Genomic DNA, 24,628 nt, shown 5'->3' with positions numbered 1-24,628 from the left:
GTGATTCGCATTTAATACGCGGGCGGTTTTCATGGCCGGCCGGTATTCCGGCCCCCCGCGGGCGGCGGCACGGGACGTGGCGCAGGCGCGGGCGGGCAGGGCGGTACGGACATCTGGGCGGGCGCCGGAAGGTTCCGGTCGCCTTCGTTCCCTCCCGACTCCCATTCGACAAAGGCATCCCGATGCGTTCCACCCGTTCTTCCCGACCGGCGAACAGCCGTCGCCCGGCTTCCCGTTTCCTGGCCAACGCCAGCCTGCCTTTGGCCATCGCCCTGGCCCTGTCGCTCCCGGCAGCGGCCCTGGCCGCACCGCAGGACGCCACCGCGGAGGCGACCGCCACGCCGACCGAGCTGGACACGGTGATGGTCGTGGCCCAGCGCGCCAACCGGGTCAGCAACGGCGCGACCAACCTCGACCTGGACATCAAGGACACCCCGCAGTCGATCAGCGTGGTGAGCGGCGAGTTGATGGCCAAGTTCGGCGCCACCAGCGTCAACGAGGCGCTGCGCCTGGCCACCGGCGTGCGCGTGGACGAGTGGGAGACCAACCGCACCAGCTACGGCGCACGCGGCTTCGACATCCTCAACACCCAGATCGACGGCGTCGGCATGCCCAACAGCTGGGGCATCGCCACCGGCGCGATGGACACCTTCGGCTACGAGAAGGTGGAAGTGATCCGCGGCGCCAACGGCCTGCTCACCGGCGTCGGCAACGCCGCCGGCACGATCAACTACGTGCGCAAGCGCCCGACCAACGAGGCCGAGGGCAGGCTCGGGCTCGGCTACGGCTCGTGGGACACGCTGCGCGCCGAGGCCGACTATTCGACGCCGTTCACCGACGACGGCACCTGGGCCGGTCGCATCGTCGCCGCGCACGAGGACGGCGGGTCCTGGCTGGAAGCCAACGAGAACCGCCGCGATTACGTTTACGGCGTGGTCGACGGCCAGGGCGGCGAAAACGGCACCCTGGCGTTCGGCTACTCGTACCAGCAGGCCGACTCCGACGGCATCATGTGGGGCGCGCTGGTGTTCATGAACAGCGACGGCACCCAGAACGAATGGCCGCGCGGCGCCACGACCACGCAGGACTGGACGTACTGGGACACCACCGACCAGACCGCCTTCGCCGAGTACACCCACCAGCTCGGCGCCGACTGGCAGTTGAAGGCGTCCTACAACTACCGCCGCGCCGAAGGCGACGAACGCATGTTCTACGCTTACGACGGGCTCGCCACCGGCCTGGATCCGGACACCGGCCTGGGCCTGTCCGGTTTCCCCTGGGGCGGAAACGACGAGTCCAGCGCGCACCTGGGCGCGGTCACCGTCGATGGCCGCTTCGAACTGTTCGGCCGCGAGCAACAGGCGATGCTCGGCGCCAGCCTCTCGCGCGCCGAGTCGGACAGCTGGGAGCGCGCCGCCGACTTCTCTTCGCCGGCCTGGGGCCCGCTGCCGCCGTTCCCGTACCCGACCGACGCGATCCCCGAGCCGGCGTGGGGCGATCCGTCGCTCTATTCGGTGCTCAACCAGCGGCTCAAGCGCGTGTTCGGCGCGACCCGGATCTCGCTGAGCGAGCGCTTCAACGCCATCGTCGGCGCCAACTACGCGCAGTACCGGCGCCACGGCCATTCCTACGGGCTGACCTTCGACCAGACCACCAGCCACACCAGCCCCTACGCCGGCCTGACCTTCGATTTCACCGGCAACGTGCTGGGCTACGTCAGCTATTCGGACATCTACCAGCCGCAGGACCAGGTCGACGAGAACGATCGCTACCTGGATCCGAGCAAGGGCGTGAACTACGAGGCGGGGATCAAGGCCGAATGGCTGGACCAGCGCCTGCTGACCACGCTGGCGGTGTTCCGTGCCGACCAGCAGGGACTGGCGACGCCGACCGGCCAGTACAACCAGTACGGCCAGACCATCTACGCGCCGGTGGACGTGGAGTCGACCGGCATCGAGCTGGAGGCGGTCGGCAGGCTCAGCGAGAACCTGGACGTGGTGCTGGGCTACACCGCGTTGAAGATGGATGGACTGAACGGCGAGGACACCTACCCGTGGGTGCCGCGGCGCAGCGCCAATCTGGTCCTGAGCGCGCGCGCGCCGGGCTACGCGGCCCTGTCGTACGGCATCGGCGGGCGCTGGCAGAGCGCGATCTCCAACACCGAGAGCAGCGGCTTCACCGTGCGCCAGGACAGCTACGCGGTGCTCAACGGCTTCATGGCCTGGGACTTCGTCGACAACGCCAGCGTGCGCCTGAACGTCAACAACCTGTTCAACGAGAAGTACATCAGCACCCTGCGCTACAGTGGCTTCTACGGGGCGCCGGCCAACTACACGGTCACCCTGGACTGGCGGTTCTGAGCCGCCATCCGCCACGTACGACACCAGCCGACGCCATGTCACGTACCTTCGCCACAGCCGATGCCCAGGGTGCCACGCGCCTGCATGTCGCGGCACGGATAGTTGCCGCGGTGTTCGGTGGCTACGCTTTCGCGTGGGGCGTGGTCGCGGCCACGACCAGCCTGCTGTTCGCCGCCGGCCTGGAATTCCACGACGCCGAGTTCCTCGGCGCCGTGGCCGGGCTGCTCGCCTGCCTGGTGGTGTTCCTGTGGGCGATCGCCGCGCGCCGGCTGGCGCGGGTGTGGGTGGTGCTGCTGGCCGGCGGCGGGTTGCTGGCCGGGCTGGGTTCATTCGTGCAGTCGCTGCTGGCCTGAGGGAGGTTTGCGATGTTCCAGGGCTTCCGGCAATCGATGGCGTGGCTGCACACCTGGTTCGGCCTGGTGCTGGGCTTCGTGCTGATGGCCGCGTTCTTCTTCGGCGCGCTGTCGGTGTTCGACCGCGAGATCGACCGCTGGTCGATCCCGGCCACGCGCATCGAGCCGCAGCCGATGCCTTCGTACGAGCAGGTGTTGCGGCCGGCATTCGAGCGCATGCAGCCGACCGCCCAGGCGGTCGAGGCGATGCGCCCGCGTGTCGACGGGCCGATGCCCGAGCGTTTCGACACGGTGGTCAGCTGGAGTGCCTACACGACCCATCGCGACCCGGTGCTGGCGCTGTTCGCCGGCTACGAGGTGCCGGGCGCGAAGGACCCGGAAGAGGCGATCTGGGCCTACGCCACCATCGACCCGCGCGACGGCACCGCGCTGCCGGACGACCGGCTCAAGCTCGGCAGCGGCTTCTTCTTCCCGCTGCACTACGGGCTGACCCTGGACTGGAAGAACCTGGGCATCTGGATCGTCGGCTTCTCGGCGATGGTGATGCTGGCCGCGCTGGTCAGCGGCGTGGTGATGCACCGCAGGCTGTTCCGCGAGATCTTCACCTTCCGCCCCGACAAGGCGCGCCTGCGCAGCGTACTGGACCTGCACAACCTCACCGGCGTGGTCGCGCTGCCGTTCCACTTCTTCTTCGCCTTCACCGGGCTGGTGATCTTCGCCGGCACCTACTACTTCCCGGTCGGCCACACCCAGTTGCACGACCTGCACGCGCAGGTCGAGGCGCAGGAAACCGGCCTGCCGCACGACCGCGCCGGCGTGCCGGCCGGGCTGGCCGACGTCGATGCGATGGTGGCCGAAGCGCAGCGCCGCTGGGAGGCCAATGGCAAGGCCGGCGACGTGGGCTTCCTGGTGCTGCAGCACGTGGGCGATGCCAACGGCTATGTCAGCGTCTACCGCGCCGGCACCGATCGCATCGCGCTGGTCGGCGACGGCATCCACTTCAAGGCCGCCACCGGAGAGCTGATCCGCGAGGATCCGCCGGCCACGCCGACCGCGCGGGTCAGCGAGTTCCTCACCGGCCTGCACCTGCAGCACTTCCGCCACTGGTTGCTGCGCTGGCTGTACGTGCTGGGCGGGCTCGCCGGCGCGGTCTGTATTGCTACAGGCTTCGTGTTCTTCGTCGAGAAGCGCAAGCGCCAGCACGCGCTGCGCGGCAGCCAGGGCGCGCGCGTGGTCGATGCGCTGGCGGTGGCGACGGTGACCGGCATGGTCCTGGCCACGCTGGGGATCCTGGTCGCCAACCGGCTGCTGCCGGAGGACCTGCCGGCACGTGGCGACTGGGAGCGCTATGCGTTCTGGGGTACCTGGCTGCTGGCCCTGCTGCATGCGGCCTGGCGCGGCGCGCCGGTGGCGCAGGGCCGGGCGAATCCCGCCTGGGGCGAACAGTGCCGGGCAATCACCGTGCTTGCCGTGGCTGCGGTGCTGCTCAACTGGGTCACCACCGGCGACCACCTGCTGCGCACACTGGGCGCCGGCTACTGGCCGGTCGCGGGCATGGACCTGGCGCTGCTCGCGGTGGCCGCCATCGCCTTGCTGGTGGCGCGCAGGGTGAAGGCGCGCGTGGCGGCGACCGCCGTGGACGGCGTCGCGGACCCGGGAGCGGCGCATGCATGAGCCGGCCCACGCGGCCTGGCTGCTGGCCGCGGCACTGGGCGCGGGCTTCGCCGGGATGGGCTGGCTGGCGCTGGCGATGCCGGCGCATGCCCGGCAGGTGTGGGGCGCGCCGGCCGCGCCGGCCACGACCCGGCTGTTGCGCGTGCTGGGCACGCTGGGCCTGTTCGCTTCGCTGCTGCTGTGCCTGGCGGTCGACCATCCGACCATGGCATCGCTGGTGTGGGTGATGCTGCTGGCGGGCTCGGCGCTGGCGGTCGCGTTCACCCTCTCCTGGCGGCCGCGCTGGCTGGGCGTACTGGCGCCGTGGGTGCGGCGCGGCGCTGTCGATCCCGCCCGGGAAAGGTGAACCGGGCCCGTGGATCGGGCCATGGAGGCGGCGACTTCGGTTTCGACCGTGACTTCCGGCCTATCACCCGGGGTGCCCCGCGGGTCTAGGCTGGGGGATTGGCACCCTGTCCGCGGTCTGGTGTCCCGCATCCCGGAGTCCACGATGTCCCTGCGTTCCTCTTTCGCCCCCCTGACCCTGGCGGTGGCCGTCGCCGTCGCGCTGTCCGCCTGCGGCAAGTCCGAGGCCCCGGCCGATGCCGCGCCGGCACCGATGAGCTTCGACCTGTCCGCGGTCGATACCCCGAGCGCCGCGTTCGACGTTGCCGACCTGGATCCGTCGATCGCCGCGTGCGCCGACCTCGGCGGCCACGTCAACAGCAAGTGGCTGGCCGCCAACCCGGTGCCGGGCGATCGCACCAGCTGGGGCAGCTTCGAAGTGCTGGGCGAGCGTTCGCTGGCGATCCAGCACGCCATCGTCGAGCAGGTCGCCGCGGCGCAGCCGGCTGCCGGGTCGATCGAGGCCAAGATCGGCGACATCTGGCGCACCGGCATGGACCAGGCCGCGATCGACGCGGCCGGCCTGGCGCCGCTGCAGCCGCAGCTCGACGCCATCGCCGGGCTGAGGGACGGCGCCGGTGTGGTCGCGTGGCTGCGCTCGCAGTACGCCGCCGGCGCCGGCGGCCCGTTCTCGTTCTTCGCCAACGCCGACTACAAGGATTCGGGCACCGTGATCGGCTACGCCGGCCAGGGCGGCCTGGGCCTGCCGGAGAAGGGCTACTACTTCGACGCCGACAAGGCGCCGATCCGCGAGGAGTACGTCAAGTACATCGCGCGGCTGCTGGAACTGTCGGGCGTGGACGCGGCCGCCGCGGCGCAGCAGGCGCAGTCGGTGCTGGATTTCGAGACCCGCCTGGCCAAGGCCTCGCTGTCGCGGATCGAGCTGCGCGACCCGGCCAAACGCTACAACCCGGTCAGCGCCGCCGACGCCAACGCGATCACCCCGAACTTCGACTGGAACGCGTTCTTCGACACGCTGGACGTGCCGGCGGCGCAGAAGTTCTCGCTGGCCCAGCCGCAGTTCTTCGCCGAACTGGACAGGATGCTGGCCGACACCCCGGTGGAGGCCTGGCAGGCCTACCTGCGCTTCCACGCCATCGACGACGCCGCGCCGTACCTGGCCGCGCCGTTCGAGCAGGCCAACTTCGGCTTCTACAGCCAGACCCTGCGCGGGCAGAAGGAGATGCTGCCGCGCTGGAAGCGCGTGCTCGGCTCGGTCAACCAGGGCATGGGCGAGGCGCTGGGCCAGCTGTACGTGCAGGCCGCGTTCCCGGCCGAGTCCAAGGCGCAGATGCAGCAGCTGGTCGAGAACCTCTCGGCGGCGCTGAAGGTGCGCCTGGAGAACCTGGACTGGATGGGCGACGAGACCAAGAAGCGCGCACTGGAGAAGTGGGCCAGCTTCACCCCGAAGATCGGCTATCCGGACAAGTGGCGCGAGTGGGATGGCCTGCAGACCACGGGCGAGGGCTACCTGGCCAACATGCAGGCGGCGCGCGCGTTCAACTACCGCTACGTGCTGGACAAGATCGGCAAGCCGGTGGACCGCACCGAGTGGGGCATGAGCCCGCAGACGGTCAACGCCTACTACAACTCGACCAAGAACGAGATCGTGTTCCCGGCCGCGATCCTGCAGCCGCCGTTCTTCGACGCCAAGGCCGACCCGGCGCTCAACTACGGCGGCATCGGCGCGGTGATCGGCCACGAGATGATGCACGGCTACGACGACTCCGGCAGCCAGTTCGACGCCAAGGGCAACTTCGACCTGTGGTGGACCGCCGAGGACCGCAAGCTGTTCGAGCAGCGTGCCGACCAGCTGGTGGCGCAGTTCGACGGCTACGAGGCGATCCCGGGCAAGAACGTGAAGGGCCGCCTGACCCTGGGCGAGAACATCGGCGACCTGGGTGGCCTGACCGTGGCCTGGGACGCGCTGCAGATGGCGCTCAAGGCCAACCCGGAAGCGAACGTCGAGGTCGACGGCATGACCCAGGACCAGCGCTTCTTCGCCAACTGGGCCACGGTGTGGCGCCGCAACTTCACCGACGGCGAGCTGCGCGTGCGCCTGGAGACCGATCCGCACGCACCGGCGAACTTCCGCGCCAACGGTGCGCCGTCGAACATGCCGTCCTTCGCCGGCGCGTTCGGCTGCAAGGCCGGCGACCCGATGGTGCGCGCGGACGCGGACCGGGTGGTGATCTGGTAAGCCGTCCGCCACCGGCGTGACCTGCGGAAGGCCCGGCATTGCCGGGCCTTCTATTTTCCGCGAGCCGGCACCGCGGCCGCCCCGCATGTCACGGGTTTCCGGCCGCACACATGGACGTTGCGGGCTGGCCGCCTACAATCGGCCGGTCAGCGGGAATGGAGCAATGATGAGACAGGCGGCGAAGAAGGTGCTCACCTGGCTCGGCATCGGCCTGGCCGCGTTCGCGCTCGCCTCGCTGCTGGCGCTGTGGGCCTACGGGCGCTTCGCCGAAAGCGTGCGCGGGCCGCCGTCGCAGGTGCTGCCGGTCGCCGGCGCGGCCACGCCCGTCGACCGCCTGGTCGAACCGCTCACTGCCGCGCACCCCGGCCAGGCCGGGATGGTGATCCTGGGCGACAACCTGGATGCCTTCGCCATCCGCGCCGCCAGCGCCCGCGCCGCCGGGCGCAGCCTGGACCTGCAGTACTACATCTGGCACCCGGACTTCACCGGCAACCTGCTGCACAGCGAGCTGCTGCGCGCGGCCGACCGCGGCGTGCGCGTGCGCCTGCTGCTGGACGACCTGAACGTGCACGGCAGCCATTCGGTGCTGGCGGCGCTGGACAGCCACCCGGGCATCGAGGTGCGCCTGTTCAACCCGACCCGCGCCCGCGAAGGCACCCTGGCGCGCGGCGTCGAGCTGCTGCTGCGGTTCTTCAGCGTGAACCGGCGCATGCACAACAAGACCTGGATCGTCGACGGCCGGCTGGCCGTGGTCGGCGGGCGCAACGTCGGCGACGAGTACTTCGATGCCGCCGCCGGCATGAACTTCATGGATACCGACGCGGCCGTGGTCGGGCCGCCGGTCGCACAGGCCGAGCGCATCTTCGACGCCTACTGGAACAGCCCCACCGCGATCCCGCTGGAAGCGCTGGTGCAGGCCGAATCGGAGGCGCTGCCGCGGCTGCGCGAGAGCATCGACGCCGGCCTGCAGTCCGATCGCGCCGGCCCCTACGCCGAACGGCTGCAGCGGGCGCAGGGCGTGCGCGACCTGCTGGAGGGCCGGCGCACGCTGCACTGGACCGGCGACGCGTCGATCATTTCCGATCCGCCGGAGAAGGCGCAGGGCGCCACCCCGGGCCCGGACTGGATGACGCCGGTGCTGCTGGCCCGCGCCGGCGCGGCGCAGCGCGACCTCAAGGTCATCTCGCCGTATTTCGTGCCCGGCGACGACGGCGTGCGCTGGTTCGGCGGCCTGGTCCGCCGCGGCGTGGAGGTCGGCATCCTCACCAACTCGCTGGCGGCCAACGACGTCATGGCCGTGCACGGCGGCTATGCGCGCTACCGGGTGCCGCTGCTGCGATCGGGCGTGGCGCTGCATGAACTGAAGTCGCAGGGCCAGGGCATCAGGAGCAGCCTGTTCGGCTCCAGCGGCGCCAGCCTGCACACCAAGGCCTTCGTCGCCGATGGCCGGCATGGTTTCATCGGCTCGTTCAACCTCGATCCGCGTTCGATGAACCTCAATACCGAGATGGGCCTGCTGTTCGACAGCCCCGGCGCGGCGGCCGAACTGGAACGGCTGTACGCGGCCAAGACCTCGGCCCCGGTCAGCTACCGGCTGGAACTGGTCGACGGTGCGCTGCGCTGGCACGACGATGCCGCGCAGCCGCCGTACACCTGGGAGCGCGAACCGGACGCCAGCCTCTGGCGCCGCGGAGTTTCGCGGGTGATCGGCTGGTTGCCGGTCGAGTCGCAACTCTAGTGATGGAATCCATGCGCATGTCCACCCGCGACGCCCCCGGCATGCAGGCAGGGCCGCCCCGATGAGCGCCGAGTTGCTGCTGGTCCTGGGCCTGCTGGGCGTAGCCATCGCCCTGTTCTCGATCGGGCGCCCGCGCACCGACGTGGTCGCGCTGCTGATGGTCGCGGCGTTGCCGTTCACCGGGGTGATCGACATCGGCGAGGCGATCGCCGGTTTCGCCGACCCCAGCATCGTGCTGATCGCGCTGCTGTTCGTGATCGGCGAAGGCCTGGTGCGCACCGGCCTGGCGCAGCGGATCAGCGCCTTCATCCTGCGCGTGGCCCGCGGCGACGAGACCGTGCTGCTGGTGACGCTGATGCTGGCGGTGGGCGCGATGGGCTCGGTGATGAGCTCCACCGGGGTGGTCGCGATCTTCATCCCGATCGTGCTGCGCATCGCCCGCGGCTGCCGGATCGCGCCGGGGCGGCTGATGATGCCGCTGAGCGTGGCCGCGCTGTGCAGCGGCATGATGACCCTGGTGGCCACCGCGCCGAACCTGGTCGTGCACGGCGAGCTGCTGCGCGACGGCCATGCCGGCTTCGCCTTCTTCGACTTCCTGCCGTTCGGCGTGCCGGTGCTGCTGTTGTCGATCGGCTGGATGCTGTTCGCGCGACGCTGGCTCGGCAGCGGCGCGCCGGCGGCGGCATCGTCGCGGGCGCCGCGGCTGGAAGACTGGATCGACGAATACCGGCTGGCCGGCCGTTCGTTCCGGGTCCGGGTGGACGCGGACTCGCCGCTGGTAGGGCGGGTGGCGTCGGCGCTGGTGCAGGACGAACTGGAAGGCATGAACGTGCTGGCGGTCGAGCAGCTCGGACGCTTCGGCCAGCGCCTGCTGCTGCCGCCGCAGGGTCGGCGGCTGCTGCCCGGCGATGCTCTGCTGCTGGACCTGCACGCGCCGGCGATCGATGCGGTGGCGCGTTTCCGCCAGTTCGGCCTGGAACCGCTGCCGCTGGAGGGCGCGTACTTCTGCGGGTACGCCAACGACATCGGCATGGCCGAGATGATGGTGGCGGCGAACTCGCCGCTGGCCGGGGTGAGCGCGAAACGGGCGCGGCTGCAGGACCGCCCCGACCTGGCCGGGATCGGGCTCAAGCACGGCCGCAGCGCCGAGGTGCGCGACCTGGCCGACGAGGCGCTGGAGGTCGGCGACACCTTGCTGGTGGCCGGCCCGTGGTCGGCGATCCGCGCGCTGGGTTCGGGCCCCGACGGCTTGATCCTGCTCAACCTGGCGTCGGATGCCGAAGAGGTGGCGCCGGCCGCCGCACGCTGGCCGTTCGCACTGGCCTGCCTGCTGCTGACCCTCGGCCTGATGGTCAGCGGGGTGATCGCCAACGTGCACGCGGCGCTGGTCGGCTGCCTGCTGATGGGGCTCACCGGCTGCGTGGACCTGCGCAGCGCCTACCGTTCGATCCACTGGCCCAGCCTGGTGCTGATCGTGGGCATGCTGCCGTTCTCGCTGGCGCTGCAGCGCACCGGCGGGGTAGACCTGGCCGCCGACCTGCTGGTGCGCACGGTCGGCGACGCCGGCCCGCGGGTGGTGCTGGCGGCGATCTTCGCGGTCACCGCGCTGTTCGGCATGTTCATCTCCAACACTGCGATCGCGGTGCTGATGGCGCCGGTGGCGCTGGCGATCGCCCAGCACCTGGGCCTGTCGCCGTATCCGTTCGCGATGACGGTGGCGCTGGCCGCGTCGGCGGCGTTCATGACGCCGGTGTCCTCGCCGGTGAACGCGCTGGTGGTGGGGCCGGGCGGCTACAGCTTCGGCGACTTCGTCAAGATCGGCACGCCGCTGGCGGTGATGACCCTGCTGCTGGTGGTGCTGCTGGTACCGTGGATCTTTGGGATGTAACGGCAACGGCAGCGGCAACGGCAGCGGCAACGGCAGCGGCAGCGGCAACGGCGGTTGGTTTCGTCGGCTCCGGAGGGAGTCCGTCGCCGCATGGGGGTATGGCCCACCCTTCGGTACGACATCCTGTCTTTACTCAGGGCCGTGGCACATCCATGTGCCACTTGGTCCATACCCCCATGCGCCGACGGCCTTCGGGAACGTTGGGGTTCGCGCCTGCGGCTCTGGGACCATCCAGGCCGCCTTTCCGACAGGGGCCTGCTCTTCTGTAGGAGCTCCCTTCAGGGGCGACCCGACGACGTTGGAAGGCGCAGTTTCATACCAAGCATGGTCTCCGGAGCCGGCGCGTTGAACGCAGCTGCGTTCCGGCGTCCTCGCGTCGCCCCTGAAGGGAGCTCCTACAAAAAAACAAATGCGGGATGGGACGATTGTTCGGTCTGCTCACAATTTGAACCGCACGGCGCAAACCCCAACGTTCCCGAAGGCCGTCGTTGCAGTGGGGTATGGCCCAAGTGGCACATGGATGTGCCACGGCCCTTCGTAAAGACAGGATGTCGTCCCGAAGGGTGGGCCATACCCCGCTGTAACGGCGGACTCCCTCCGGAGCTGCGTGCCCAAGGCTTTTGTGGTTGCTGTTGCTGCTGCTGTTGCTGTTGCTGTTGCTTTGGCGGTCAGTTGCCTTGGCTTTGCGAAACCCGGGACCGGCCTCAACCCGGCGCCAGCGTCGTCAGCAGGGCACGGGCGGCGTTGAAGCGGTCGGCGGGTTCCGGCAGCGGCACGCGGATGCGCAGCTTGTCGGGGCCTTCCATCGCGTAGAGCTTGGGCTGCTGCTGGATCATGCGGATCACCGACATCGGGTCGACGTTGGGCCTGGCCTCGAACACGATGCGGCCGCCGGCCTCGCCCAGGTCCAGCTTGCGGATGCCCAGTTGCTGCGCCTGCAGCTTCAGTTCGGCGATCGCGAACATGTGCTTCACCGGATCGGGCAGCAGGCCGAAGCGGTCGATCATCTCCACCTGCAGTTCGCGCAGCGCTTCGCTGTCGCGGGCGCTGGAGATGCGCTTGTACAGGGTCAGGCGGGTATGCACGTCGGGCAGGTAGTCCTCGGGAATGAGGGCCGCCACGTGCAGTTCGACCTCGGCGCCGCGCGCTTCCTCGCCGGCGTCCAGGTCCGGCAGCTTGCCCTGGCGGATGCTGCGCACCGCGCGCTCGAGCAGCTCGGTGTACAGGCTGAAGCCGACTTCGGCCATCTGCCCGCTCTGGTCCTCGCCGAGCAGTTCGCCGGCGCCGCGGATCTCCAGGTCGTGGGTGGCCAGGGTGAAGCCGGCGCCCAGTTCGTCCATCGAGGCGATCGCCTCAAGCCGCTTTTCCGCGTCCGGGGTCATCGAGCGCCGGTCCGGCGGCACCAGCAGGTAGGCGTAGGCGCGGTGATGCGAGCGGCCGACCCGCCCGCGCAGCTGGTGCAGCTGGGCCAGGCCGAAGCGGTCGGCACGGTTGATGACGATGGTGTTGGCGTTGGGGATGTCGATGCCCGATTCGATGATCGTGGTCGACAGCAGCACGTTGAAGCGCTGCTTCTGGAAGTCCAGCATCACCCGTTCCAGCTCGCGCTCGGGCATCTGCCCGTGGGCGATACCGATGCGGGCCTCCGGCACCAGCTCCGACAGCTGCTTCTGCATGCGGCCGATGCTCTCGACGTCGTTGTGCAGGAAGTACAGCTGGCCGCCGCGCGCCAGTTCGCGCTGGAACGCTTCGCGCAGCTGGGCGTCGTCCCAGGGCACGACGAAGGTCTGCACCGCCAGCCGGTTCGGCGGCGGCGTGGCAATGATGCTCAGATCGCGCAGCCCAGCCATGGCCATGTTCAGCGTGCGCGGGATCGGGGTGGCGGTGAGGGTGAGCAGGTGCACGTTGGCGCGCAGCGCCTTCAGCGCTTCCTTCTGGCGCACGCCGAAGCGCTGTTCCTCGTCGACGATCACCAGGCCCAGGTCCTTGAACTTCACGTCCGGCTGCAGCAGGCGGTGGGTGCCGACGATCACGTCGATCTCGCCGCGCGACACTTTCTGCAGCTCGGCCTCGATTTCCTTCTTCGTCTTGAAGCGCGACAGCACCTCGACCTTCAGCGGCCAGTCGGCGAAGCGGTCGCGGAAATTGCGGAAGTGCTGCTCGGCCAGCAGGGTGGTCGGCACCAGCACCGCCACCTGGCGGCCGCCGCTGGCGGCGGCGAAGGCGGCGCGCACGGCGACCTCGGTCTTGCCGAAGCCGACGTCGCCGCAGACCACCCGGTCCATCGGCTGGCTCGACTGCAGGTCGCGCAGCACCGCCTCGATCGCGGCGTGCTGGTCCGGGGTCTCCTCGAACGGGAAGCCGGCGGCGAAGCTCTCGTACATCGGCCGGTCGATGTCCAGCGCCAGGCCGGCGCGGGCCTGCCTGCGCGCCTGGATCTCGAGCAGTTCGGCGGCGACGTCGCGGACCTTTTCCTGCGCCTTGCGCTTGGCCTTGCTCCACTGCTCGCCGCCGAGCGAATGCAGCGGCGCGGTCTCCGGCGAGGCACCGGAGTAGCGGCTGACCAGGTGCAGCTGCGCCACCGGCACGTACAGGCGGTCGCCCTTGGCGTATTCGATGTCGAGGAATTCGCCGGGCATGCCGCCGATGTCCATCGCCACCAGCCCGCGGTAGCGGCCGACGCCGTGGTCCTCGTGGACGATCGGCGCGCCTTCGGTCAGCTCGCCGAGGTCGCGGATGATCGCCTCGGGCTCGCGCCCGGCGCGGCGCGCGCGGCGCGGCTGGGTCGCGCGCTCGGGGAACAGCTGGCGCTCGGTGAGGACGACGAAGGGCGGCTCGTCGATGGCGAAGCCGTCTTCCAGCGGCGCGACGGCGAGAGCGAAGCGCACGGCCTCGCCTTCCCCGACCACTTCACCGTCATCCCGGCGAAAACCGGGATCCAGTGTCTTTGCCTTTCCGGGAGCCGCCGCGGAAGTCGCTGGGTCCCGGCTTCCGCCGGGACGACGGGCCAGGAACGACGGGAAATCGGCCACCACCTCCGGCCGCAGATCCGCCGCCTGCAGCACCTCCAGCAGCGCCTCGCGCCGGCCCGGCGAATCGGCGGCCACCAGCACCCGCCCCGGATAACTGCCCAGGAACGAACGCAGCGCCCCGCCGGCGACGTGATGGTCGCGCCCGGCCACCGGCAGCGACGGCGCCGGCTGGTCGCCCAGCGGCGCCGCTTCGTCGCGGCGCGGGTGGTCGCTGCCGCAGACCTCGATGCGGATGCCCAGGTTCAGCCGCTCGCGCAGCGTGTCCGGCGGCAGGTACAGCTCTTCCGGCGGCAGCAGCGGATGCTCGACATCATGTCGGCGCTGCTCGTAGCGGTTGCGGGTCTGCTGCCAGAACGCGGTGGCCGCCGCGTTGCTGCCGTCGGCCAGCACCGGTAGCACGCTGACCGGCAGGCAGTCGAACAGGGTGGCGGTGGCGTCGCTGCCGTCCCGGTTCGGCGGGAAGAACAGCGGCAGGTAGTACTCGATGCCGGCCGGCGCCAGGCCGGCCTTCAGGTCCTGGTACAGCGCGCTGCGCCGGGTGTCGACGTCGAAGCGCTCGCGCAGCGTCTCCAGCACGCGGGCGATGCTGGCCTCGTCCATCGGCAGTTCGCGGCCGGGCAGCATGTGCACCGCGTCCACGCGTTCCAGCGAACGCTGGCTCTCCGGGTCGAAGCGGCGGATCGAATCGATCTCGTCGTCCAGCAGTTCGATCCGCAGCGGCGCGTCGGCGCCCATCGGGTAGACGTCGAGCAGGCCGCCGCGCACGGCGAAGTCGCCCGGGTCGAGCACCTGCGGCACGTTGCGGTAGCCGGCGCTCTCCAGCCGGCGCTTCTCCGCGTCCAGGTCCAGGCGCTGGCCGGTGCGCAGATCGAAGCTGCCGCCGGCGATGTAGCGCAGCGGTGGAAGCCGCTGCAGCAGGGTCTGCACCGGCACCACCACGATCCCGCGCTCGAGCTGCGGCAACCGCTGCAGCGCGGCCAGGCGCTGGCTGACGATGTCCGGGTGCGGGCTGAAGCGGTCGTACGGCAGGGTTTCCCAGTCCGGGAACGGCACCACCGGCAGCGATGGGTCATCGCCGAGCAGGGTCTGCAGGTCCGATTCCAGCTGGTGCGCGGACTGGTTGTCGCGGGCCACGAACAACAGCGGCCCCGGATGCGCGCGCGCGGCGCGGACCAGGTGCCAGGCCAGGGCCGAGGGCGAAGCGGGCGCGCGCCACCAGGCGCGGGCCTGGCCGCGGCGGGGCAGGGGAATGGCGGGTGGCACGGAGGAGGCAGCGGACGGCATGGACCGCGCATTGTAGCCGGGCGGTGCGCTGCTCCCGGTGTGCAGGCGGGCGCCTGCCCGCCGTTGCCTACAGCTCCCGCACCAGCCGGATCAGGCCCGGCGGCACGCCGGCTTCATCGCTGGGGCGGAAACCCATCGAGGCCGCCAGTTCGAGCATCGGCTCGTTGCTGCCGGGGGTGTCGCCGTACAGGCGGTCCCGGTAGCGGCCGCGCGACCACTTCACCAGCTTCTGCATCAGGTGCCGGCCCAGGCCCAGGCCGGCGACGTAGTTGCCGAGCAGGATCGCGTACTCCGCCTGGCGGGTGCCGGGCACGATCCGGGCGCGGGCCAGGCCGGCGATCATCGCCTCGCCCGGCGCCAGCGGCTCGGCGCCGACCAGGACCAGTTCGGTCTTCGGGTCCGGGCGCGACAGCCGCTGCGCGGTGGCTTCGTCCAGCACGTCCACGTCGGCGCTGAAGCCGGCGCGGACCTCCACCGGTGCGAGCATGCCGAACACGCCCTGCAGCGGCGCCGCGTCCTCCGGCCGGATCGGGCGGATCAGGATCGCCCTGCGGTTGGGCAGGACGAACTCCTCGTGCCAGGGCGGGAGGCGGTTGCGGGGCATGGGCGGAGTGTCCCACATTCGGCGCTGGCGTGACCGACGGCTTGCTAGACTCGCTTCCCGGCGACCCAGGGAGCGTGCGATGGCAGGCGGCGGCGATTCGGTACGTGCGATCCTGTTCGCGCTGGGCGCGAATTTCGCCATCGCGGTGGCCAAGGGCGTGGCCGCCTTCGTCACCGGCTCGGGCGCGATGCTCGCCGAAACCGTGCATTCGCTCGCCGACTGCGGCAACCAGCTGCTGCTGCTGATGGGCCTGCGCCAGGCGCAGCGGCCGGTCGATACCGAACACCCGCTGGGCTACGGCCGCGCGATCTATTTCTGGTCGTTCCTGGTGGCGGTGATCCTGTTCAGCGTCGGCGGCATGTTCTCGGTGTACGAGGGCGTGCACAAGCTGCGCCATCCCGAGCCGCTGGAGCAGTGGTGGTGGGCGGTGGGCGTGCTGCTGTTCGCGATCGTGGCCGAGTCGGTGTCGATGCGCGCCTGCATGCAGGAAGTGGACAAGGCGCGCGGGTCGCGTTCGGTATGGCAGTGGTTCCGCGAGAGCCGGCAGGCCGAACTGGTGGTGATCTTCGGCGAGGACCTGGCCGCATTGCTGGGCCTGGTGTTCGCGCTGGCGGCGATCGGCCTGGCCGTGGCCACCGGCAATCCGGTCTGGGATGCGATCGGCACCATCGGCATCGGCGTGCTGCTGGTCGTGATCGCGGTGCTGGTCGCGGTCGAAGTCAAGGCGATGCTGATCGGGCAGAGCGTGGATCCGTTCCTGCAGGCGCAGATCAGCCAGTTCCTGGCCACCCGGCCGGAGATCGCCGAGGTCCTGCACCTGATCACCCTGCAGCAGGGCAACGATGTGCTGGTCTCGACCCATGCCCGCATGCGCCGGTCGCACGACGGCGAGGCGATGCTGCGCGACATCGACCAGGTCGAGCGCGCGCTCAAGCAGCAGTTCCCGGTGGTGCGCTGGAGCTTCTTCGAGCCCGAGGGCGCGGACACCCCCGACTGAACGGCCAGCCGCATCGCCGCCCCTGTAGGAGCCCACTTCAGGGGGCGACCCGACGGCGTCCAAAGGGCACGACATTCAACCGCGCCCGGCTCCGGAGCCGATGCGTCGAGCGCCGCGTTTTCCGATGTCGTCGGGTCGCCCCCTGAAGTGGGCTCCTACAGGGTGTCGCGCTTGAGCCACTCCAGGCGGGTGGAGGCACCGGGTTCGCCCAGCCTGCGCTGCAGCACCGGCAATGCCGGCGCGATCGCCTCGTCCAGCTTCCATGGCGCATTGAGGATCGCCATGCCGCTGCCGTTGAGGCGCAGCGGCGAATCGTCGGGGCGGACCAGCAACTCGGCCAGCAGCAGCGAACGGGCGGGCAGGGCCTCGAGCTTGCGGAAGAACGGCTGCAGGCTGCGCCGCAGCTTGATCGGGTACCAGATGGCGCAGCTTGCCTGCGGCCAGCGTTCCAGCGCCTCGCGCACCGCCCGCGCCACCCGCGGGTACTCCTCGTCCTGCGCCTCGTAGGGCGGGTCGACCAGGACCAGGCCGCGGGCGATGCGCACGCCGTCCACCCGCGGCGGCAGCAGTGCGCGGATCGCGTCGTAGCCGTCGCGCGCGTGCACGGCCACGCGCGCATCGTGGGCGAACAGCGTCTTGAGCGCGGCGGCCTCCTCCGGCTGCAGTTCGCAGGCGGCCAGCCGGTCCTGTGCGCGCATGGCCTGGGCGACGAGCAGCGGTGAGCCCGGGTAGGTGAGCAGCGCATCCACCGGGTTGCCGGCCGCGACCGCCCGCAGGTAACGCCCGACCACCGGCGGCGGGTCGTCCAGGCCGAGCAGTTGCAGGATGCCGGTCGCCGCTTCCGCGGTCCGCCCCGCCTGTTCGCCCTGCAGCAGGTAGCGGCCGCGTCCCGCATGGGTGTCCAGCACGAAGAACGGCGCATCCTTGCGCAGCAGCGCGTCGAGCAGGGCCAGCAGCACCATGTGCTTGAGCACATCGGCATGGTTGCCGGCGTGGAAGGCGTGGCGGTAGTTCATGCGCGCAGCATAGCCGCCGCCGCGGGGGGCGGACTATGCTTGGCCGATGCAGCCCCAGCCCCGCACGACACCCGACGCCCCGCTGGTCCTGGTCGCCGAAGACGAGCCGGCCATCGCCGACACCGTGCTCTATGCGCTGCGCAGCGAGGGCCTCCGCGCCGAGCACTGCCTGCTTGGCGGACAGGCGCTGGAACGGCTGCGCGGTGGCGATGTCGACGTGCTGGTGCTGGACGTGGGCCTGCCCGACCTCAACGGCTTCGAGGTGTGCCGGCGGCTGCGCGGCTTCAGCCAGGTGCCGGTGATCTTCCTGACCGCGCGCAACGACGAGATCGACCGCGTGCTCGGCCTGGAACTGGGCGCGGACGACTACATGGCCAAGCCGTTCTCGCCGCGCGAACTGGTGGCGCGGGTGCGCGCCCGCCTGCGCCGCAGCCGGCCGGCCGAAGACGCGGCCGACCCCTGGCGCACCCGCGGCGACTTCGCCGTGGACGCCGCCGGCCACCGCATCCGCTACCGCGGCCGGGTGCTGGACCTGACCCGCTACGAATTCGCCGTGCTCGACGCGCTGCTGCAGCGCCCCGGCGCGATCCTCAGCCGCGCCCAGCTGATGCAGCGCGGCTGGGACAGCGACGCCGACAGCAGCGACCGCACCGTCGACACCCATGTGAAAACGCTGCGGGCCAAGCTGCGCGCGGCCGGCGCCGAAGGCGAGCCGATCCGCACCCACCGCGGCCTCGGCTACGCGATCGAGGCCTGAGTGCGGCTCGGCCTGCGCCTGTTCCTGGGCTTCTTCCTGATCGTCGGCCTGGCCGCGTTCTTCGTGATGCGCGTGTTCGTCGACGAGGTCAAGCCGGGCGTGCGCCAGGCGATGGAATCGACCCTGGTCGACACCGCCAACGTACTGGCGGCGATGGCCGCCGGCGACCTCAAGGCCGGGCGGATCGCCGATGGCCGCTTCGCCGCCGACCTGGCGCGGGTGCGCCGGCGCGATCCGCAGGCGTCGATCTGGGATTTCCCCAAGCGCAGCATCGAGTACCGGGTCACCATCACCGACGTGCGCGGCATCGTCGTGTTCGATTCGGAAGGGCGCGACCTGGGCCGCGACAACTCGCGCTGGAACGACGTGTACCGCACCCTGCGCGGCGAGTACGGCGCCCGGTCCAGCCCGGAGGCGCCGGGCAGCGAACGCACGGTGATGCACGTGGCCGCGCCGGTGCTGGACCCCGATGCGCCAGGCATCCTGCTCGGCGTGCTGACGGTGGCCAAGCCCAACCACAGCCTCGAGCCGTTCATCCAGGCCAGCCAGCGCAGCATCCTCCGCCAGGGCGCGTGGCTGGTCGGCCTGTCGGCGCTGGTGGGGCTGCTGATGACCGGGTGGCTGATGCGCGGCATCGGCCGCCTGAACCGCTACGCGCAGGCGGTGGCCGCCGGCGAACCGGTGCCGCCGCCGCCGTCGCGCCGCGACGAGATCGGCGACCTGGGCCGGGCGCTGGAGGATATGCGCCGCAAGCTGGAGGGCAAGGCCTACGTGGAGCAGTACGTGCAGTCGCTGACCCACGAGATGAAGAGCCCGCTGGCCGCGATCCGCGGCGCCGCCGAACTGCTGCAGGAGCCGCTGCCGGAAGCCGAGCGGCAGCGCTTCGCCGGCAGCATCCGCGAGCAGCAGGCGCGCCTGACCGAAACCATCGACAAGCTGCTGGCGCTGGCCGAAGTGGAGCAGCACGGCTGGCTGCAGCGGCGCGAGCCGGTGGACCTGGCAGCGCTGCTGCGTGATGCCGCCGCCGCGCTGGAGCCGCGGCTGGCCGCCGACGGGCTGCAGTTGCAGATCGAAGGCACGGCAGGGCAGGCGACCGTGCGCGGCGACGCCTTCCTGCTGCGCCAGGCGCTGGCCAACCTGCTCGACAACGCGCTGGCGTTCTCGCCTCCCGGCGGCACGGTCGTGCTGGGCCTGGACGTGGAAGGGGACCGGGCCCGCCTGCGCGTGCGCGACAGTGGCCCGGGCGTGCCGGAGTACGCGGCCACGCGCGTGTTCGAGCGCTTCTACTCGCTGCCGCGGCCGGGCAACGGCCAGCGCAGTTCCGGCCTGGGCCTGCCGTTCGTGCGCGAGGTCGCGCGCCTGCATGGCGGCGAAGCCTGGCTGCGCAACCACGAAGCCGGCGGCGCCGAAGCAGGCCTCTCGCTGCCCCTGTAGAGCGGGGCAAGCCCCGCTCTACGAGGCACACATTGGCTTCACAGTGGGGCCATCGCCACTCCACGTGGCCGAGTGAGCCTGCGCACCGGTATCCACACCGGGGCGAACCCATGAAATCCCTGAAGCTGCTGTTGCGTTTCCTCACCGTCGGCGGGCTGGTGCTGTTACTGCTGATCCCGCTGAGCATGATCCGTGGCCTGGTCCACGATCGCGAGAGGTACCGCGAGCAGGCGGTGGAGCGGGTATCCCAGAGCATGGCCGGGCCGCAGCAGCTGGTCGGGCCGCTGCGCGTGGTGCCGTGGAAGAGCACCCGCCGGGTCAACGGCGCCGGCCCGGACGGGCGCATCGAGGTCCGCGAGGAAACGGGGGAGGGCTTCCTGCTGCAGGCGCCGGCCACGTTGCAGGCCGGCGGCCCGGTCGAGCCGGGCGTGCGCCGGATCGGGCTGCACGAGGTGCGCGTGTTCCAGTGGAAGGCGCAGGTGGCGGCCGACTTCGCGCCGCTGCCGCTGCCGGCGGTGCCCGGGCGCGAGTACGGCGAGCCCTACCTGGTGCTGGGCCTGGGCGACGTCCGCGGCCTGGTCGGCACGCCGGTGCTGCAGGCCGACGCCAGTGCCCTGCAGTTGCAGCCCGGCACCGGCGCGCTGTCGCCGCGCCTGGGCGGGATGCACGCGCGCCTGCCGCTGCCGCCGCGGCGGCTGGCCGCCGACGGCGTCGAAGCGCCGCGCGCGCTGCCGGCCAGCAAGGTGCGGTTGCAGATGGCGCTGGCCGGGACCCGGTCGCTCGGGGTGGTCCCGGTGGCCGACAGCAACCACATCGAGCTGGCCTCGGGCTGGCCGCACCTGCTGTTCGGCGGTCGCTTCCCGGCCAGTGCGCGCGGCGAGGGCAGCGCCACCTGGAACATTTCCTCGCTGGCCAGCGGCGCGCAGGCGCAGCTGCAGGCGACGGCCCTCGATGGCCGGGTGGCGCGCGTGGCCGGCGACGACAGCGGTCCGCTGGACCTGGACAGCGTCGAGCTGAGCCTGGTCGAACCGGTGGACGTCTACACCAAGGTCGACCGCGCGACCAAGTACGGGCTGCTGTTCGTGGTCCTGACCTTCGTCGGCTTCGCCCTGTTCGAACTGGTCAAGCAGTTGCGCATCCACCCGCTGCAGTACCTGCTGGTGGGCCTGGCGCTGGCGATCTTCTTCCTGCTGCTGCTGAGCCTGTCCGAGCACATCGCGTTCTGGCAGGCGTACCTGGTGGCGGCGGCGGCCTGCATCGGGCTGCAGTTCGTCTACCTGTCCGGAGTGCTGCGCAGCTGGTGGCACGCCGGCCTGTTCGCAGCGATGCTGACCGCGCTGTACGGTGCGCTCTACAGCCTGCTGGTCTCGGAGGACAACGCGCTGCTGATGGGCTCGCTGCTGCTGTTCGGGATCCTCGCCGCGATCATGGGTATCACCCGCAAGGTGGACTGGTACGAGCGCGCCGGCGCGCTGGGGTGAGGGCCGGTGGTCGAAGAGTGCAGCCGGACGTGCGGGGTGGCCATGGACGGCCGCGCCGCATGCGGTGCCGGCTTCAGCCGAGCAGGTCGTGCGCGGCCTGGTCGAAGCGGGCCAGCGCCGCGCCCGACTCCGGGGGGAGCCGCAACGACGCCACCGCCTCGCCCAGGCGGCGCGCACCGGCCAGGCCGCAGCCCGCCTGCAGCCGGTGCAGGCGGGCGCGCAGCGCGGCGGGGTCGCCGGCGCGGGCGCTGGCCAGCACCTCGGCGCGGGCCGCGGGCAACTCCTCCAGGAACAGCCGGCGCAGGGCCTGCACGTTGGCCGGATCGTTGTTCAGCGCCGCGGCCGCGGCCGCGTTGTCCCAGTCGGGCAGGCCGCCGGCTTCGGCCAGCGCGGTACGCACCGCGCCGGCGAGCGCGGCACGCACTGCGCCGGCCAGTTCGGCGGTCGCCAGCGGCTTGACCAGCACGTCGCGGAAGCCGGCCTGCAGCGCAGCCGTGCGCGGGGCGGGGTCGGCATCGGCGGTGTGGGCCAGTGCCGGTGGCGGTTGCGGCCAGCGCTGGCGCAGCTGCTGCAGCAGTTCGATGCCGGAGCCGTCGGGCAGACCCAGGTCCACCAGCCACAGGTCGTGGCGGGTGTCGGTGGCCCGCGCCAGCGCGCAGGCCCGGGTCGCGACCGTATCGACCGTGGCGGGCAGGCCCTCGAGCACAGCCCGGAAATAGACCTGGCTGATCGTGTCGTCCTCTACCAGCAGGATGCGTGGCATCCGCGGCGGGTCAGGCTGTTCCATCGGGCTGACTCCCTGTCGTCCGCGGCCATCCTAGCCCAGCCGCCGCGGCCTTTGCCGCGGCGCACCGTCGCGGCGTCCGATCCGGGATAATGGCCGGCCTTTTTCCGCCCGCAGCCCCCGCCACGTGGCCCGACTCGACCGTACCCCGTTCCAGACCCGGATCCTCGATCTCAGCCACGATGGCCGCGGCGTCGCCCGCCGCGAGGACGGCAAGGCGGTGTTCGTCTCCGGCGCACTGCCGGGCGAAACCGTGCTCGCCGAGCCGACCGCGCGCAGCCGCCGCTTCGACGAGGCGCGCACGGTGCAGGTGCTGGAAGCCTCGCCCGACCGGGTGCAGCCGCGCTGCCCGCACTTCGGCACCTGCGGCGGCTGCGTGCTGCAGCACCTGGCCGAGGACAAGCAGATCGTCGCCAAGCAGCGCGTGCTGCTGGAGAACCTGGAGCGGATCGGCAAGGTCGCCCCGGGCGCAGTGCTGCCGCCGCTGACCGCCGGCAGCTGGGGTTACCGGCGCAAGGGCCGCTTCTCGGTGCGCCGGGTGAACAAGAAGGACAAGACCCTGGTCGGCTTCCGCGAGCAGGATCCGCGCTTCGTCGCCGACCTGCGCCAATGCCATACTGTGATCCCGCAGATCGGGATGAAGATCGAAGCGCTGGCCGCGCTGGTGGATTCGCTGCAGGCGCGCGAATCCATCCCCCAGATCGAATTCATCGCCGGCGACGACGCCATCGCCCTGACCGTGCGCCACCTGGAGCCGCTCGCCGAGGCCGACCGCGCCGCCCTGGCCGCCTTCGGCCGCGAGCACGGCTTCGCCATCTTCCTGCAACCCAAGGGGCCGGACAGCGTGCACCCGCTGGAAGGCAAGGCACCGGCGCTGTCGTTCCGCCTGCCGCAGTGGGACGTGGAACTGGCGTTCGAACCGCTGGACTTCATCCAGGTCAATGCGCGGCTCAACGACAGGATGATCGCGCTGGCGCTGGAGATGCTCGACGCGCAGCCGGGCGAGCGCGTGCTCGACCTGTTCTGCGGCCTGGGCAACTTCACCCTGCCGCTGGCGCGTGGTGCGGCCGAGGTGGTGGGCGTGGAAGGCGACGCGGGGCTGGTGGCGCGGGCACGGGCCAATGCGCAGCGCAACGGCCTGGCCAACGCGCAGTTCTTCGCCGCCGACCTGACCCAGGACCAGCGCGGTACGCCGTGGATGCGCCAGGGCTTCGACAAGTTGCTGCTGGACCCGCCGCGCTCGGGCGCCGATGAAGTGCTCAGGCAGTTGCCGCTGAAGGGCATCGACCGCATCGTCTACGTCAGCTGCCATCCGGGCTCGCTGGCGCGCGACGCCGGCTTCCTGGTCCACGAGCGCGGCTATCGCCTGGTTTCGGCGGGCGTGATGGACATGTTCCCGCACACCGCGCATGTGGAGAGCATCGCGCTGTTCGAGCGCTGACCGGCCCGCCCGCACCGATCCGCGGTGGCGCGACCCGCACCGACTCGCACCGCACCGACCTGCACGACCCGCGGCCCGCAATGACCTGCATCGACCCGCGCCGACGCGCGGCGAGCGGCCGGGTAGAGCCGGGCTTGCCCGGCTGCTCCTCCCGGGAATCACGACGGACCGGCAGCAGCGGGGCAAGCCCCGCTCTACAACGGCCGCTTGCCAGGGTCGCCCTGGACCTCGCGCACCAGCTTCGGCACCAGGTAGCCGGACAGTCGAGCCGCCAGCGCCGCATGCAGGGCGCGGGCCTCGTCGTCGGGCACCTCGAAGTGGGCCACGCCGGCCACCCGGTCGAGCTGGTGCAGGTAGTAGGGCAGCACGCCGGCGGCGAAGCTGCGTTCGGACAGGTCGGCCAGCGCCTCGACGCTGTCGTTCACCCCACGCAGCAGCACCGCCTGGTTGAGCAGCTGCACGCCGGCGCCACGCAGCGCCGCCATCGCCGCATCGACCGACGCGTCGAACTCGTTGGCGTGGTTGGCGTGAACCACGAAGGCCACCGGCCAGGGCAGGGCGGACAGCCATTGCAGCAGCGGCGCATCGACCCGCTCGGGCAGGACGATGGGCAGGCGGCTGTGGATGCGCAGGCGCCGGAGGTGCGGGATGGCGGCGAGCTGGGCGGTCAGTTCGGCCAGCTTGGGCGTGGCCAGCGACAGCGGGTCGCCGCCGGAGAGGATGACCTCGTCGATCGAAGGGTCTTCAGCGATCGCCGCCACCGCGCCGGACCAGCCGTCGCGCGCGGCGGTTTCCCCGGCATAGGGGAAATGCCGGCGGAAGCAGTAGCGGCAGTTCACCGCGCAGCTGCCGGTGGCCACCAGCAGGGCGCGGCCGCGATATTTCTGGATGACCCCGTCGGCCTTCTTCGCCGCGCCGTCGCCGACCGCGTCCAGGCCGAAGCCGGGCACGATGCGCTCCTCGGCGTCGACCGGCAGGATCTGGCGCAGCAGCGGATCGTGCAGGTCGCCGGGGCGCATGCGGGCGACGAACCCGCGCGGCACCCGCAGCGGGAACTGCGCCGCGGCAGCCTCGGAAATCCCCGCGGCGGCCGCGTCCAGCCCCAGCAGGCCCAGCAGTTCGCGCGGGTCGCGCACGGCCTCGCGCCACAGCCGCTGCCAGCGCGGCGTGGGGGCGGGCGTGGCCATGGGGACGGTGGCGG

17 protein-coding genes are annotated in these 24,628 nt (G+C 71.3%); 12 read left to right on the top strand and 5 right to left on the bottom strand.

Annotation, left to right across the window (positions count from 1 at the left end; genetic code table 11):
- Nucleotides 1-182: 182 nt before the first annotated feature.
- From CSC64_RS09215 to CSC64_RS09185, 7 genes are all read left to right on the top strand, one after another.
- Nucleotides 183-2,360: a TonB-dependent siderophore receptor gene (locus tag CSC64_RS09215; protein WP_162435030.1), complete on the top strand. Its 2,178-nt coding sequence runs from the start codon at nt 183-185 to the stop codon at nt 2,358-2,360.
- A gap of 35 nt (nt 2,361-2,395) precedes the next feature.
- Entirely contained in the window at nt 2,396-2,713 is a 318-nt protein-coding gene (locus CSC64_RS09210; RefSeq protein WP_162435029.1) for an iron uptake protein, read from the top strand.
- A gap of 12 nt (nt 2,714-2,725) precedes the next feature.
- A complete protein-coding gene (locus CSC64_RS09205; protein WP_162435028.1) occupies nt 2,726-4,387 on the top strand; it encodes a PepSY-associated TM helix domain-containing protein in 1,662 nt (553 codons plus the stop codon).
- Nucleotides 4,380-4,733 (top strand): DUF3325 domain-containing protein, encoded by a 354-nt coding sequence (locus tag CSC64_RS09200; RefSeq protein ID WP_162435027.1) that lies wholly within the window; start codon nt 4,380-4,382, stop codon nt 4,731-4,733. The genes CSC64_RS09205 and CSC64_RS09200 overlap by 8 nt, the downstream gene beginning before the upstream one ends.
- 144 nt (nt 4,734-4,877) lie before the next feature.
- A complete protein-coding gene (locus CSC64_RS09195) occupies nt 4,878-6,971 on the top strand; it encodes a M13 family metallopeptidase (RefSeq protein WP_162435026.1) in 2,094 nt (697 codons plus the stop codon).
- Between the two features lie 166 nt (nt 6,972-7,137).
- Nucleotides 7,138-8,709, top strand: a complete 1,572-nt coding sequence (locus tag CSC64_RS09190; protein WP_162435025.1) for a phospholipase D family protein — start codon at nt 7,138-7,140, stop codon at nt 8,707-8,709.
- A gap of 61 nt (nt 8,710-8,770) precedes the next feature.
- Entirely contained in the window at nt 8,771-10,597 is a 1,827-nt protein-coding gene (locus CSC64_RS09185) for an SLC13 family permease (RefSeq protein ID WP_162435024.1), read from the top strand.
- Nucleotides 10,598-11,301: 704 nt separating this feature from the next.
- On the opposite strand, the gene mfd is transcribed toward CSC64_RS09185, so the two are convergent.
- Both mfd and CSC64_RS09175 read right to left on the bottom strand, forming a co-directional pair.
- Complete coding sequence (mfd, locus tag CSC64_RS14110; RefSeq protein ID WP_162435023.1) at nt 11,302-14,913, bottom strand: transcription-repair coupling factor; 3,612 nt, start codon at nt 14,911-14,913, stop codon at nt 11,302-11,304.
- Nucleotides 14,914-14,980: 67 nt separating this feature from the next.
- Entirely contained in the window at nt 14,981-15,517 is a 537-nt protein-coding gene (locus tag CSC64_RS09175) for a GNAT family N-acetyltransferase (protein ID WP_162435022.1), read from the bottom strand.
- Between the two features lie 79 nt (nt 15,518-15,596).
- On the opposite strand from CSC64_RS09175, the gene CSC64_RS09170 reads away from it, so the two are divergent.
- Nucleotides 15,597-16,514 carry a cation diffusion facilitator family transporter gene (locus CSC64_RS09170; RefSeq protein ID WP_162435021.1) on the top strand — a complete coding sequence of 306 codons (918 nt, stop codon included), beginning with the start codon at nt 15,597-15,599 and terminating at the stop codon, nt 16,512-16,514.
- 155 nt (nt 16,515-16,669) lie between these two features.
- Here the strand turns inward: CSC64_RS09170 and CSC64_RS09165 are convergent, their stop codons facing one another.
- Nucleotides 16,670-17,530, bottom strand: coding sequence for a 23S rRNA (adenine(2030)-N(6))-methyltransferase RlmJ (locus CSC64_RS09165; protein WP_162435020.1), 861 nt, complete (start codon nt 17,528-17,530; stop codon nt 16,670-16,672).
- A 46-nt stretch (nt 17,531-17,576) separates the two neighbouring features.
- Between CSC64_RS09165 and creB the strand changes: the two genes are divergently transcribed.
- The 3 genes from creB to creD all read left to right on the top strand — a co-directional run bounded on the left by creB (nt 17,577) and on the right by creD (nt 21,202).
- Nucleotides 17,577-18,287 carry a two-component system response regulator CreB gene (creB, locus tag CSC64_RS09160; RefSeq protein ID WP_162435019.1) on the top strand — a complete coding sequence of 237 codons (711 nt, stop codon included), beginning with the start codon at nt 17,577-17,579 and terminating at the stop codon, nt 18,285-18,287.
- Nucleotides 18,288-19,721, top strand: coding sequence for a two-component system sensor histidine kinase CreC (gene creC / locus CSC64_RS09155; RefSeq protein WP_162435018.1), 1,434 nt, complete (start codon nt 18,288-18,290; stop codon nt 19,719-19,721).
- Nucleotides 19,722-19,831: 110 nt separating this feature from the next.
- The gene (creD, locus tag CSC64_RS09150) at nt 19,832-21,202 is read left to right on the top strand and encodes a cell envelope integrity protein CreD (protein ID WP_162435017.1); all 1,371 of its coding nucleotides are present in this window, start codon (nt 19,832-19,834) and stop codon (nt 21,200-21,202) included.
- Nucleotides 21,203-21,275: 73 nt separating this feature from the next.
- On the opposite strand, the gene CSC64_RS09145 is transcribed toward creD, so the two are convergent.
- Entirely contained in the window at nt 21,276-21,989 is a 714-nt protein-coding gene (locus CSC64_RS09145; RefSeq protein WP_162435016.1) for a response regulator, read from the bottom strand.
- A gap of 124 nt (nt 21,990-22,113) precedes the next feature.
- Here CSC64_RS09145 and rlmD point away from each other — a divergent pair, with 124 nt between their 5' ends.
- Complete coding sequence (rlmD, locus tag CSC64_RS09140; protein ID WP_162435015.1) at nt 22,114-23,427, top strand: 23S rRNA (uracil(1939)-C(5))-methyltransferase RlmD; 1,314 nt, start codon at nt 22,114-22,116, stop codon at nt 23,425-23,427.
- A gap of 194 nt (nt 23,428-23,621) precedes the next feature.
- Here rlmD and epmB read toward each other — a convergent pair whose 3' ends face one another.
- Nucleotides 23,622-24,614, bottom strand: a complete 993-nt coding sequence (epmB, locus tag CSC64_RS09135; RefSeq protein ID WP_162435014.1) for an EF-P beta-lysylation protein EpmB — start codon at nt 24,612-24,614, stop codon at nt 23,622-23,624.
- Between the last annotated feature and the right edge of the window lie 14 nt (nt 24,615-24,628).

Origin of the sequence: Pseudoxanthomonas koreensis, assembly GCF_010093225.1 — a bacterium.
GTDB lineage: Bacteria > Pseudomonadota > Gammaproteobacteria > Xanthomonadales > Xanthomonadaceae > Pseudoxanthomonas > Pseudoxanthomonas koreensis.
This window is presented reverse-complemented; position numbering and strand designations above follow the sequence as displayed.